Here is a 13288-nt window from a genome sequence, read left to right as displayed (position 1 = left end):
AATACGGCAATACAGCGGCACAGAGCCGATCCTCAGCAGAATACTCATCCGATAACGAGGCAAGATAAGCAAGCGATAGCCGATGCTTTTGGTAAAGCAGCAAAGCATTATGATAAGGCGGCAGCATTTCAACGGGATGTCGGGCATCAGCTGTTAGCAAAGTTACCGATGGTGCGAGAGGATAATTGCCAAGTCTTAGATCTGGGGTGCGGGACTGGCTATTTCAGTGAATTACTGTTCCACCAAGGATTAAGAGTATGTGCTGCTGACTTATCTCCCGAAATGTTACAACAAGCTTACGTACGTTGTGGTGAGAATATCCGCTATTTGGAAGCAGATGCGGAAAATCTACCGTTGTCTGATAACCAATTTGATATCGCTTTTAGCAGCTTGGCATTGCAATGGTGTGATGATCTTTCTGTCCCTTTGCGTGAGCTTCGTCGAGTGGTAAAGCCGGGGGGGTATATTGTTTTTAGTACCTTAGTCGAAGGCTCATTGCGTGAGCTAGCGCAAGCTTGGCAGCAGATTGATCAATATCAACATGTGAATACGTTTTTATCGCCAAAGGCGATAAAACTTGCGCTGGCGCAATCAGGTTGCACAGCTGTTAACCTAGAATTCAAGCCTATCACCATGTTTTACAACTCGGCAGTTGAACTCATGAAGGATCTTAAAGGAATAGGGGCAACCCACCTACAACCAGTGCAAGGACCGCAAGTACAAGGACAGCAGGGGCGAAAAGCAGGCTTGGCTGGCCGAAAAACCATTCTGGCCTTAGAGGACGCTTACAATACGTTTCGCGATAACAACAATCAACTGCCAGCGACATACCAAGTTTGTTTTGGAGTAATAATTAATGACTAACGCTTTCTTTGTAGCAGGAACCGATACTGAAGTCGGCAAAACTGTTGCCACTCGCGCCATTCTTCATGCTGCAGCCAGCGCGAATATCAAGATGGCGGGTTATAAGCCAGTTGCGTCTGGCAGCGCAATGACGGCAGAGGGTATGCGCAATTCTGATGCGCTGTATATTCAGGACGCTTCAGTGGTTGAGCTTGCTTACGATGAAGTCAATCCTTATGCGTTTGAAGCGCCTGTGTCACCCCACTTAGCCGCTGAGCAAGAAAATCGAGTGATAGAGTTCGATGTATTGTCACAGGGCCTTGATCACCTTAAGCAGAAATCAGAAATGGTACTGGTTGAAGGTGCGGGTGGCTGGCGGGTGCCAGTAACGCGTACTGATTTTTTGTCTAGCTGGGTAAAACGTGAAAAGCTACCCGTGATTCTGGTTGTTGGTGTCAAGCTGGGTTGTTTAAGCCATGCGATTTTAACGGCCGAAGCGATTCAGCATGATGGTCTGGAACTTGTTGGTTGGGTAGCGAACCGTATTAATCCGGGGACCGAAAACTATGCAGAAATTATCCGGATGTTAGAAGCAAATCTACCAGGAAAAAAATTGGGTGAAATCCCTTACATGCCGGGTATTAAAAAGCGGGATTTGTCGGCGTTTATTGATTTGTCTGCGCTTGGATTATAAGCGCCAATCTAAATGTGTCTTTAAACATTCTTGTGCAATTATCTGACCACTGACTTATCTCGATTGGTATAACACAGTACAGATCGGATACATTGTATGTAGATTGAAACATCCCCCATTATGCTAAGCAATAGTGGGGGATTTTTATTTGTGGTTGCCAGCAATTAGACAATTATTTCGTCATGATCACTTCAGCCTGACGTTCTTCTGGCTTATCCATGCCAGGCTGCCACAGCCAATAGGTAATGTTTCCCGGGCAGTTAAGGCTAACCACTTTATGATTGCCTTTGGCATCAATCGCATGAATTGTTACGCCTTCGGTGTAGCCGTCTTTGAGATAGGTAAGGTCATTAATGGCTTCATAAACCGCTTCATCTAACGACATACCCATTTTCATGTAAAGCACCACCGAATGAGCCGTCGCACAGCGAATACTCATCTCGCCAGTATGGGTACAGGCACAGGCACCATAACGGCTGTCGGCATACGATCCTGCGCCAATGATTGGACTATCACCTAATCGGCCTGGATATTTCCATGCCCAGCCGGACGTAGAGGTCGCCGCACTGATTTTTTGGTTTGTATCTGCGCCTAAGAATACCGTGGTATCACGCACCCGCTCTGGATCGGTGGCATTGTTTGATAATGGCGCAAGCGGTATATTGGGAAAGGCAAGTTGCTCTTCTGGGGTCATAGCTAATGCTAATTTGTCCCACCAGACTTGCTTGGAGTCTTCAATCAGGTTGTTACCGGCAAGCGCATTGACTTCATTGGCAAAGATCGCAGCGCCTTCGCCGACCAGAATCTCATGATTGAGCTTTTTCATGATTTGATACGCAACATCGACAGGATGCAGGTACCCCTGCAATGCGCCTACGGCACCAGTTCTGAGGCTGTCTCCATCCATGACCGACGCGTCGAGCTCCATCTCGCCCAGCACATTGGGCCAGCCACCGTACCCTACAGTACGAACACGAGGATCGAGTTCGACCAATTTAATCCCTTCAATCAGAGAGAGCAGGCTATCTTCTCCCGCTTGGAGGCGACGTGCAGATTCTTCAATACCTGGATAGGCTTCTGAGTTAGCGAGCAAAATCATAGTGTCTACTACCTTGTTATTATTCGTTATGAGTCATTTTTTGATGCGACATTGATGCTTGGTCGGCGATCTGCTGGCAAATTTGTGTCAGCAGGAGTGCCCCAAAGCCACTGGCGGCGTGGTGATGAATATGGCGATGGTTCATCCCCAGCGACATGGCTGCGGAATCAATATGAATCCACTTTTGCTCTGGCGCGACAAAGTGCTGTAAAAATGTCGCGGCCACGCAAGGGCTGCCGTCGGGTTCTTCGCTACCGTGGCGCAGCTCGGCAAAATCACTTTTTAGGGCCGACTTAAACATCGCGTTATCAGATGGCATCGGCCACACCGCTTCGGCACAATCGGTACCCGCTTGCTGGGCAATAGTCATTAGTGATGGATCGTTACCCATTAACGATGCATAGGCTTTACCCAGAGCAATGCCAGTTCCGCCAGTTAACGTGGCGATATCGATTAGGTAATCGGGTTGATAGGTTTGCTGGGCATAATGCAATACATCCGCTAACACCATACGGCCTTCTGCGTCCGTAGTGATAATTTCCACACTGGTATTGGATAGCATAGTGACAACGTCACCAGGCTTAACGGCTTTGCCTGATGGCATGTTTTCAACTAACCCGCACAATCCTATGACGCGAATAGGTAGTTTTAGCGTAGCAATCGCATTGACTGCCCCCACGACGGCTGCTGCACCGCTCATGTCAACCTTCATTGTGCTCATATAGCGCGGTTGTTTAATGCTGATACCACCTGAATCGAAAGTGACGCCTTTGCCGACAAGGGTGATGGTTGTCTGTGCATTGGCCGGGCAATAATCCAGACACAACAGGCGCGCTTCTCGATCACTGCCTTGCGCGATACCCATCAATCCTCCAAAGCCTTGTTCAAGCATTGCTTCATCGGAGAGGTAGGATAGGCTAACGCCGTTAATGGCAAGCGCTTCAACTGCATGCACAAACGTTTCCGGGTAAAGAACATTCCCAGGCTTATTCATGAGTTCACGCGCAATCAGTTGGCTGTGAGCCAGTATTTGCCCCCGAGTAAAAGCGTCGCGGAGGAGGGGGAGTTCTGAGTGACTTGCCGCTGAATCGACTGATTTCAGTTGAAACTGTGCAACAACGGGTTGCAATAATGCGCTGGGAGTGTGGTGGTATTTATAGCGGGATAACGCGAGACCAAACGACAGCCACTGAACCCATACCTCGGTGGTGAAGCGATGAGCGACGTCATCATCAATATGCAGTGCCAAACCGTCAGCGTTTTTGAAGGTTGTGGCCATGAGATGACCAATATCCTGAATATCTGCAATGCTATATGTTGGCTGGTTGATTTCGCCATCAAAATCGAGGCAATCGCGGTTTATTTCAAGAACCTGTGCCGTCCCAACTGCCAGCCGAAGGGTTTTCTGTACCGGGTTATCGGACACATGATTGCGAGTGAATTCAAGATGTAACATTATGCGGTCCTTTTCATTGTTGTCATTTTCATGTTGCCTTTAACGCTCGTACAAATAGCAACGTACAAAGTGATTGTCTGATAGCTGAGTGGTCGGCGGTAATTGTTCGCGGCAGTTGTCCGTCGTATGGGTACAGCGCCCCGCAAAAGGACAACCCAGACTGTCTGGGGTCCACAAGGGGATTTCGCCTTTATTGCCTTTGAGCTTTTCGTGAATCGACTTCTTAGGATCAGGTACGGCAGAAACCAGTAATTGGGTATAGGGATGCTGAGGATCATGAATGATGGTTTCGGTATCTCCCCATTCAACCATGTGGCCGACGTACATGACGGCCAGATCTTCGGCAATATAGCGGGCAGTAGCGATATCATGCGTGATGTAAAGCAACGCCATACCCCGCTCGAACTTCATCTGCTCCATCAGATTGAGTACCCCGGCCCGGATTGATACGTCGAGCATTGAGGTGGGCTCATCCGCCAGTACCACTTCTGCTCCGACCGCGATATTACGGGCTAAGTTCACCCGCTGACGTTGGCCGCCGGATAGCTGGTGGGGGTATTTTGCCGCTGTTGCCTGTGGCGGGATCAGTCCCACTTGCTCCAGTAAGTAATAAACCTTTTCTTCCAGTTCTTTGGTATTGCCTTTTGTGACCTTATTGTGGATCAGTAGCGGTCTGGCAATATGATGGAAAATAGTATGGGTTGGATTGAGTGAGCCAAAAGGGTCTTGCCAGACCATTTGCACGCCCTGGCGGTAGCGCATCAGATCCTCGCCTTTGGTGATAGTGTTGATGTCGCGTCCAAAATACTCGATGGTTCCCGCCGTTGCCGGATACATTTTGGCAATCATTTTGGCGGTAGTGGATTTGCCTGAACCTGATTCGCCGACAACCGCCAAGCCCCTGCTTTTGTACATTTTGAAAGAAACATCGTTAATGGCTCGCATTTTAGGTTTCTTTAAGCTGTTACTACTAACGGCAAAGTCTTTGATCAGATGCTTACCTTCAACAATCGGAAGTCCAAGAGAATGTGTCATAGCGCCTCCGAAATAGTGCGAGGGGTGTAAAGATGGCAGTTTGATAGCCGTCCGGGTTCAATTTCGCAAAGTGTCGTTGTTTGATGAAAACAGGCATCATGTGTCTTGTTACATCGGGCCTGAAATCGGCATCCCTGCGGAATCTCTAATAAATTTAATGGATTCCCCGGTATGCCCGTTAAGCGAGTTTTAGGGCCTGTTAACGGTGGGAAGGAGCTGCCGAGCCCTTCGGTATAAGGATGGAAAGGCTTGGTCAAGATTTCCCTAGAAGGGGCCACTTCAATTAACTCACCGGAATACATGATGCCGATCCGATCGGAGAACTCGACCATCAGGGATAAGTCATGGGTGATAAATAAAATCGAAAAACCGAACTCAGCTTTCAAGGCATAGATCTTTTGCAATATTTCACGCTGAACCACCACATCTAATGCTGTTGTGGGCTCATCCATGATGATCATCTTTGGGTTCAGTGCCAGCGCAATGGCGATCACCAAACGTTGGCGCATGCCCCCCGAAAACTGGTGGGGATAATCATGTAAGCGGCTTGGATGAATATCGACAATTTCCAGTAATCCTTCAGCCCGGCGGATGGCTTGCTGACGGGTGAATGACGTATGGCGCATGATGACGTCGCAGAATTGCTCTTCCAGTGTTAATACTGGGTTCAATGCGTTCATCGCACTTTGAAATACCATCGACATTTCATGCCAGCGAAAAGCGGACATCTCAGCTTCGCTTTTGTTGAGTAGATCGCCATGATTATCGAACATGATTTCCCCCCCCGTAATGAAGGCTGGCGGCTTATGAAGGCGCATAAGCGAGAAGGCGACGGTTGATTTTCCACACCCGGATTCACCGGCAAGGCCAAATATTTCGCCTTTACCAATGTCAAAGCTGACATTGTTGACAGCGCGAATGTCTCCCGCATCGGTGATGTAATCGACGCAAAGATTGCGGATCGATAGTTGAGGATTAGGCATTATTTCTCCCCTCCTTGAGGTAGCACAATGGCTTGAGCTGCTGGTGTGGTGATAGCCGCTGGTTTCTGTGATTGTTTAGTGGCATGTTGCCAGCGGCGCATGCCTTTATGAGATCGCAATTGAGGGTTGGCAATTTCATCTACTGCAAAATTGAGTAGTGACAGGCCCAGCGCAATGAAGGTCAGCGCAAAACACGGAGTGAGAATTTCCCACCATGCGCCGACTAGCATTGAAGATGATGTCTGTACGTTATAGAGCATAACCCCCCAGCTGATTGCGTTGGGATCGCCCAGCCCCAGAAAGGAAAGACTCGCTTCTGTCATGATGGCTAACAGGACACAGCCAATGAAACTGGCCCCGACAATGGAGATCAGGTTAGGTAAAATTTCGGTTGAGATAATGCGCCACGGCGACTCGCCCAGTAGCTCGGCGGCACGAATGAATTCTTTTTCACGCAGTGATAATGTTTGTGCTCGCACAACCCGTGCCCCCCAAGCCCAGGAGGTTATGGCAATCACAACCGCAATGGTGGCAGGGCCGGCTTGACCGATGAATGCGGCGATAATAAACAGTAAGGGAAGCTGAGGCACAACCAGCATGATATTCATTGCAGCCGTCAGTACCTCATCAACGCGGCCACCAAAATAGCCAGCAGAAACACCAATAAAGGTGGCCAAGAAACAGACCATAATGCCAGCGCCAAAGCCAACTGCTAACGAAGTGCGCGTGCCGTAAACTAATTGTGACCATATATCTCGGCCCATTCGCGAGGTACCTAACACGTGATCGGCTTTTTTAGACATCAGCAGGGTACGTTTATTGGTTGCTAAGTGGGTAGCGATCCAACCATCAGGATCTTGTTGCGCCGCTTTTACAACAAAAGCCGGGTATTCGTGGGGATTGCCAGTACCAACATCCGGCGCGTGTTTAGTTAACAATGGGGCGAAAAGTGCGATCACAACAAAAACAAGCAGAATACACAGTCCGGCCAATGCCTTGTGGTTACGGGTTAATAAGGTCATTAAAGCGTTCATATTACTTGTCTCCATTACGTAGGCGAGGGTCTAAGAAGACAATTAAGATATCGGCCATAAAGTTGAAGAACAGCATGAATAATGTCATCAGCAACAACTGACCTTGTAATACTTGATAGTCACGGGCATGAATCGCATTCAATAACACGGTACCAAGGCCGGGGTAGTTGAAAATCATCTCAACAATAAGCTGGCCACTGATCGCGGTTCCTAACGCCATTGACAGGGCAGTGACGCTCGGCAACATAGCGTTACGTGCCGCGTAATTAAAGACGACACGGTTCTCACTTAGCCCTTTGGCCTTGGCCATGGTGATGAAGTCTTCATTGAGCAGGTTGATCATGTTGTTACGCATGTTGATCAAGAACCCGCCAATTTGTGACAGAGTGGCACAAAGTAGCGGTAGCGCCGCGTGATACAGCACATCTTTGTAGAACGCCCAGCTTGACCAGTCTGGCGTTGTGCCAGAGGTATATGCGTTACCGGTTGGGAACCATTCCAGGCCAATGGCAAACGTAAACATTACCAGCATGGCCACAACCACAGAGGGAATAGATTGAATGACTAACATACTTGGTGAAATAAAGGCATCATAAGTACTACCGCGACGCCATGCCGCAAAAATACCGAGAACCGAACCAATACAAAAGGAAAGAATAACCGCAGTGCCAGTTAAAAATAATGACCAGCCAATAGCGCCACCCAGTAATTCATTGACTGATATGGGATAGAACTTAATTGAAGTTCCCCAATTAAAAGTGAATATATTACCAAGATAAGTAAAGTACTGTTCATATAATGGTGCATCGACAAAGCCCAGTAATTTTCTCATGGCATCTATGCGTTCAGGGCTAACATACGTCATTGCGTTAGCAAACATCATCGTCACCGGATCGCCTGGCATGGCACGTGGTAAAATAAAGTTAAGCGTTGCTGCAAAGAGCAAGGCAAAAAAATAAAACAGAAGTCGGCGGGAAAAAAAAGCCATAGTTGTGTACCTGAAAAGAATAAAAGAAAAAAGCAAACCCCTAACAATGCGGAGATAGGGCTATCTCCGCATTGTTATTATTTAATAACGGTCAGTTGTTATGTTCTAGGTTTTAAATCAAGTACGTGAAGCAACCGCTCTGGCACGCCAGACCAAGAGAGTGGGCGACCTTTCGGGTTATTTTCATTCCACCAACCGGTAAATCGGGTTTCATTAAATTGGTAGACGTCGACACCAGACATGACGGGAATGGTCACTTGGTTTTCGGCAATGATTTTTTGAATTTTATGGGCAATCGCTTTTTGCTCGTCAATGTCGGCGGTTTTATAGAAGCTGTCCAGCAGTGCATCAAGCTCGGCATTTTTGAAGAAATGCATCGCGAATCGCGGCATATTGCCACCTTCCTGATTACGTGAATGATAGCCACTGTTCCAGTAACGGTGTGGATCCGCACCATTAAAATAGTTTGTGTAGGCGACATCATAGGTTCCCGATACCATCGCTTTGTTGTATACCGCAAAATCTGACGTTCGCGCGGTGGCATTGATGCCCACAGCATGCAATTGTTCGACCCCTAGTTGTACCGTGTTGTTGAAATCGGTCCAGCCATTTGGGGATTGCACTTCAAGTAAGATTTTTTTGCCTGTCGGTGTTTCGACAAAACCGTCGCCGTCAATATCTTTAAATCCTGCTTTTTCAAGTAAAGCCTTTGACCCATCAACGTTATAGGTGTTGAAGCCTTTGTATTTGTTGTAGATATCTTTATCTGCCCAAAATTCAAAGACTTTTCCAAGACCAGAAGCATAATCATTGACCACGCCATTACCATAGAATGCAATATCAATGATTTTCTGGCGGTCGATCGACATGGAGAGTGCACGACGGAAATCAAGGTTATTAATGGCTTCATTATTGCCAGGTTTTGGCGACTTAAAGTTAAGCATAAATGCCTGAGCACTGGCAGCAGGATACCAGTATTTATGGTTTGGATTGCGCGCGGCATAGGTACTGTCAATGTCGGGAATAAATGCGGCAGACCAGTCAAGTTCTGACTTAATGATACGGCTGAGAAGCTGATCATTATTGGCAATTTGCGGAACACGCAGACAATCGACCTCTAGATTATCATTATCCCAGTAATGTGGGTTTCTGCATTGAATATAAAGCTGCGGAGTGAATGTATCTATTTCAGTGAAAGGGCCTGAGCCGATTGGTGTGTCATTAGCAAAGCTCTCTGGTTTATCAATGTGTTGCCAGATATGTTTGGGTACGACTGGTACCGTTGAGATCTCATAAGGGAGGTTTGAATTGGCTTCAGTGAGATCAAAAATGACCGTGTTATCTTTTTGGCGGACGTCTTTTAACCAGCGATTGATGCCGCGTGGGTCTAGTTCGGGTTTGGCTTTAATGAGATCAAATGAATAAACCACATCTGCCGCTGTGAACGGTTTGCCATCAGACCATTTGACGCCTTCACGGATCTCAAAGGTGACTTGGGTTAGATCGTCTGACATATAGTAATTCTTGGCCAAACGCATCACTGGTTTATTACCGTGCATTTGATTAAAAATCACAAGCGGTTCATAGACGAAATCAGTAGTCGTTCGCAAGTTTGTGGCTAGATAGGGATTGAAGTTACGAATCATTGTGGGATAAAAATCAGAGACAATGGTGAGCTGATTTCTTTCCGCAGCAATTACACCTTGAGATGACAGGGCTGCCATAATAATCAATGCTAAACGATGTTTGGTATTGAAACTCATCTTTATTCCTTACCTGTAGTTGGTCGCCAGTTTTTACAATAACGGAATGCTAAGTTTCGTAAAATTAAATGTTTAAATGATGATATTTATCGTGTTATTTATAGTAAATAACAACGCGCATCTATCAATAACATGAAGCCATGAACATACATACAACGATTTATTATCGTTGAACAATAAAAAAGCTTTACGGCTCAAAATATTACTTTATATGTTTATGTCGAAAAATATGTTTTCGATTATTGGCTGTTAATATCACGACTACGATTAATTCCGTTTAATTGTATTGATGTGAACTTAGTGTAGTATGCATTTTGTTTAATTAGGAGTGGATAAAAGTGACGATAGCTGGACTATTGTATCGGTGCGGTGAATTTGTGACGTGGTTAAAATAGTCTTAATATCGAGTAGTAAGAAGGGGGGCGAGTATGATTTCGATATCAGATGTTAAAAAAACCGATATTACTAAAAGTAACATCGGTTTTAATATTTTTCCTGATTTAACAAAACCATTTTCCAGCTGAATGGTTTTCACTAAATATCAGCGATAGGTCTTAATCCCCACTCAGCCCAATAAGTGCTTCCTGAGTGTCGGTTAAGCCTTTGTTCATTGTATCTAGCCCAAGCTCTTTGCGTGCCTCTTCGGCAGACATACCAAGATGACAGCGTAAAATATCAATCGCTACTTGGTAGTTATCATGGTCAGCCATCATTCCTCCTTGATAATTCAATCAGGTACTGCTCATTCCGTTCCTAATGACAATAATGGAACTCTTAGCAATATGCAATAAGACTAAAGTCTAAATATCGCCAATAGGGATATACCCTGTGATCTCAAGGTGCACATTTGGGTGCACTCATAGTGGTTTCAAGTCAGGGGGATTCCTGTCCGGTATTCCCCTGATTTGAATACGCTGAGAGCGCAATGGCTCAAGCATCTGAGGTTATTTGGTATACATCATGAAACGTAACAATTTATCCCTTTCACTTGATTTTAATTTCAACGACCATACTTATTACCCGAGGTATACTCAAACTATTGATACAAGGCTATACCATGTACATAGCAAGTTATGCTCGCTGATAGGTATCATTTGAGGTAGCTATAATAAGGATGCCAAGCAGGCATAGAGACATCATGGTAAGTATCAAGAGTGGTTGCGGAGATACTGGGGTTAACTTTTATTCTTTCTGGAGCAAGCATAAAATATGAAGCGTATTGCATTGTTTTTGGCCACTAACCTAGCGGTATTGCTGGTATTTAGTGTTGTCCTGAATGTGATCTATGCGGTTACAGGGATGCAACCTGGCAGCCTTTCTGGTTTATTGGTGATGGCTGCATTGTTTGGTTTTGGTGGTTCATTGATTTCGCTGTTCATGTCGAAGTCTATGGCATTGCGTTCTGTTGGCGGCATGGTGATCGAGCACCCTCGTAACGAAACAGAGCATTGGTTGATGGCCACAGTGAGCCGTCAAGCACAGCAGGCAGGTATTGGCATGCCAACAGTTGCTGTGTATGACTCGGGTGATATGAACGCCTTTGCGACGGGTGCAAAGCGCGATGATTCATTGGTCGCCGTGTCGACAGGTCTACTTCAGAGCATGACGCGTGATGAGGCTGAAGCCGTACTGGCTCATGAAATTAGCCATATCGCTAACGGTGATATGGTCACTATGACCTTGATGCAAGGCGTCGTGAATACTTTTGTTATTTTTGTCTCTCGTTTGGTTGCTGGTGTTATCAGTGGGGTGAATAACAATGATGAAGAAGGTGAAGGTGGCAGTTATATGACCTACTTCATTGTTTCTTCAATCATGGAGATACTGTTTGGTTTCCTCGCCAGTATTCTCACCATGTGGTATAGCCGCCATCGTGAATTTAACGCGGATGCCGGTTCTGCTCACTTGGTCGGCAAAGAAAAAATGATTGCCGCACTTGAGCGTTTGAAAATGAGCCATGAATCAGAGCTTGAAGGGTCGATGCTGGCTTTTGGTATCAACGGCAAGAAGTCACTATCAGAGCTCTTTATGACTCACCCGCCGCTAGACAAGCGTATTGATGCTCTCCGCCGAGGTGAGTACTTGTAAGCCCACGCTTATTTATGCCAAATAAAGCCCTCAGTCATTAGACTGAGGGCTTTTTTTATACGAGATGATTAAGTGTTTAGCAAACTCAAGCAAACTCAAGCAACCGCAAGCTGACGATTTATCGGACGATCATCAATAGGCAGATGGATGAGCGCAGCCAGAAAAGCGAGCACAACAGTTGACCACCAAATGGGTTCATAGCTACCATAATAGTCGTAGATACGACCGCCAACCCAAGCGCCTAGAAAGCTGCCTACCTGATGGGTCAGGAAGACTAAACCATATAGGGTTGAGAGGTAGCGAGCACCAAAGATCTGACGAACCAATCCGGATGTGAGAGGAACGGTCCCCAACCAGCAAAAACCAATGGCACCACCAAATATTGCGGCAGTGTTAGTTGTGACGGGTAACAACACAAAGCTTGCAATCACAACAGTACGTACCAGATACAGCGATGTCATGACATAGCGTTTATCGAACTTGTCTCCCATGACCCCCCAGAAGTAACTGCCGAAAATATTAAAGATCCCGACGTAGGCCAATGCCATCGCGGCAGTTGCTGCTGGTAGCCCCTTATCAGCAAGATAACTGGGTAGGTGAGTGGCAATAAACATGACGTGGAAACCACAAACAAAGAAGCCAAGGTGAATAAGCCAATAGCTACGGTTATGAAAGGCCTCATGAAGGGCCTCACGTAATGTTTGGTTTTCGTCAGTCGCTTTTACTTGTCCTTTACTGGCGTTGGCATTCATGAAACAAGAGAAAGCTAAGATCAAGCCACATAGCATAGCAAATACTTGTAGCGCTACCTGCCAGTTGAATTCGCTTAGTAAGTATTGTGCGCCAGGAATCACGGCAAACATACCAAATGATCCCGCAGCTGTGGTGAGTCCGAATGCTTTGGCAGTATGCTCAGCAGGAACAACACGGGCAACGGCACCAAGGACAATAACATAACTGGTTGCACTCAGGCCTAAACCGATCAAAGCACCGAGCGACAAGTAAAGCCAATCCGCTTGTGTTGAGATAGAGGTGAGATACAAACCTAGGCCATAAGCGATAGCCCCCATCCAGATCACTTTTCTGGCCCCCCAGCGATCAGCTGCCATGCCTACAAACGGTTGGAATAGACCAAAAAGGAGGTTTTGTAAGGCAATAGCAAGGCTAAAAAATTCACGACCAGTATCAAAGTGCGTTGAAATTGGCATCATAAAAATGCCGAATGATTGCCTGATCCCTAGGCTGATAATTAATGTTCCAATTCCCATCCATACCAGAAGGGGAAAACGAAAAATGCTCATGGTG

General features: G+C 46.3%; 12 protein-coding genes. 3 read left to right on the top strand and 9 right to left on the bottom strand.

The annotated features are described in order from the left end of the window. Positions 1-9: 9 nt before the first annotated feature. Both bioC and bioD read left to right on the top strand, forming a co-directional pair. A complete protein-coding gene (gene bioC, locus L4D12_RS03955; protein ID WP_428446573.1) occupies positions 10-864 on the top strand; it encodes a malonyl-ACP O-methyltransferase BioC in 855 nt (284 codons plus the stop codon). Then, positions 857-1537, top strand: coding sequence for a dethiobiotin synthase (gene bioD / locus L4D12_RS03950; protein WP_428446517.1), 681 nt, complete (start codon positions 857-859; stop codon positions 1535-1537). Before bioC ends, bioD begins: the two co-directional genes overlap by 8 nt. A gap of 172 nt (positions 1538-1709) precedes the next feature. On the opposite strand, the gene L4D12_RS03945 is transcribed toward bioD, so the two are convergent. The 8 genes from L4D12_RS03945 to L4D12_RS03910 all read right to left on the bottom strand — a co-directional run bounded on the left by L4D12_RS03945 (position 1710) and on the right by L4D12_RS03910 (position 10608). Continuing rightward, a complete protein-coding gene (locus tag L4D12_RS03945; protein ID WP_428446516.1) occupies positions 1710-2636 on the bottom strand; it encodes a glycosylasparaginase in 927 nt (308 codons plus the stop codon). Positions 2637-2655: 19 nt separating this feature from the next. Further along, positions 2656-4092, bottom strand: a complete 1437-nt coding sequence (locus L4D12_RS03940) for a M17 family metallopeptidase (RefSeq protein ID WP_428446515.1) — start codon at positions 4090-4092, stop codon at positions 2656-2658. Between the two features lie 39 nt (positions 4093-4131). Beyond that, a complete protein-coding gene (locus L4D12_RS03935) occupies positions 4132-5127 on the bottom strand; it encodes an ABC transporter ATP-binding protein (protein ID WP_428446514.1) in 996 nt (331 codons plus the stop codon). Then, positions 5124-6110 (bottom strand): ABC transporter ATP-binding protein, encoded by a 987-nt coding sequence (locus tag L4D12_RS03930; RefSeq protein WP_428446513.1) that lies wholly within the window; start codon positions 6108-6110, stop codon positions 5124-5126. Before L4D12_RS03930 ends, L4D12_RS03935 begins: the two co-directional genes overlap by 4 nt. Beyond that, entirely contained in the window at positions 6110-7144 is a 1035-nt protein-coding gene (locus L4D12_RS03925; protein ID WP_428446512.1) for an ABC transporter permease, read from the bottom strand. Before L4D12_RS03925 ends, L4D12_RS03930 begins: the two co-directional genes overlap by 1 nt. 1 nt (position 7145) lies before the next feature. Beyond that, positions 7146-8132, bottom strand: coding sequence for an ABC transporter permease (locus L4D12_RS03920; RefSeq protein WP_428446511.1), 987 nt, complete (start codon positions 8130-8132; stop codon positions 7146-7148). Positions 8133-8230: 98 nt separating this feature from the next. Beyond that, positions 8231-9895, bottom strand: coding sequence for an ABC transporter substrate-binding protein (locus L4D12_RS03915; protein ID WP_428446510.1), 1665 nt, complete (start codon positions 9893-9895; stop codon positions 8231-8233). Between the two features lie 554 nt (positions 9896-10449). Further along, the gene (locus tag L4D12_RS03910) at positions 10450-10608 is read right to left on the bottom strand and encodes a hypothetical protein (RefSeq protein WP_428446509.1); all 159 of its coding nucleotides are present in this window, start codon (positions 10606-10608) and stop codon (positions 10450-10452) included. Positions 10609-11104: 496 nt separating this feature from the next. Between L4D12_RS03910 and htpX the strand changes: the two genes are divergently transcribed. Then, on the top strand, positions 11105-11983 hold the full coding sequence (htpX, locus tag L4D12_RS03905; RefSeq protein WP_428446508.1) for a protease HtpX: 879 nt from the start codon (positions 11105-11107) through the stop codon (positions 11981-11983). A 95-nt stretch (positions 11984-12078) separates the two neighbouring features. On the opposite strand, the gene L4D12_RS03900 is transcribed toward htpX, so the two are convergent. After that, positions 12079-13284 (bottom strand): MFS transporter, encoded by a 1206-nt coding sequence (locus L4D12_RS03900; RefSeq protein ID WP_428446507.1) that lies wholly within the window; start codon positions 13282-13284, stop codon positions 12079-12081. Positions 13285-13288: the final 4 nt, after the last annotated feature.

The sequence above is a fragment of the Photobacterium nomapromontoriensis genome, from assembly GCF_050336815.1.
GTDB classification, from domain to species: domain Bacteria; phylum Pseudomonadota; class Gammaproteobacteria; order Enterobacterales; family Vibrionaceae; genus Photobacterium; species Photobacterium nomapromontoriensis.
The sequence above is the reverse complement of the archived record's forward strand: the minus strand, read 5'-3'. Positions and strand labels throughout refer to the sequence as shown.